This window comes from Pseudomonas sp. SIMBA_067 (assembly GCF_046534675.1).
GTDB lineage: Bacteria > Pseudomonadota > Gammaproteobacteria > Pseudomonadales > Pseudomonadaceae > Aquipseudomonas > Aquipseudomonas putida.
Map to the genome: position 1 here is coordinate 1 of NZ_JAWRYH010001569.1, position 215 is coordinate 215.

Annotated in this window: 1 tRNA gene; it reads left to right on the top strand. The window is 60.9% G+C overall.

The features are described 5' to 3' along the window. Positions 1 to 140 precede the first annotated feature (140 nt). A tRNA-Asp gene (locus SB765_RS34735) sits at positions 141 to 214 on the top strand. Position 215: the final 1 nt, after the last annotated feature.

Genomic DNA, 215 nt, shown 5'->3' on the forward strand with positions numbered 1-215 from the left:
GGTGATTAGCTCAGCCGGGAGAGCATCTGCCTTACAAGCAGAGGGTCGGCGGTTCGATCCCGTCATCACCCACCACTTCCTGAGAAGTTCCTGGTGCAAAGGTTTCGCAAGAAGCCGATAGCCAGAGAGGAACGCACTGCGCAGCGGTAGTTCAGTCGGTTAGAATACCGGCCTGTCACGCCGGGGGTCGCGGGTTCGAGTCCCGTCCGCTGCGC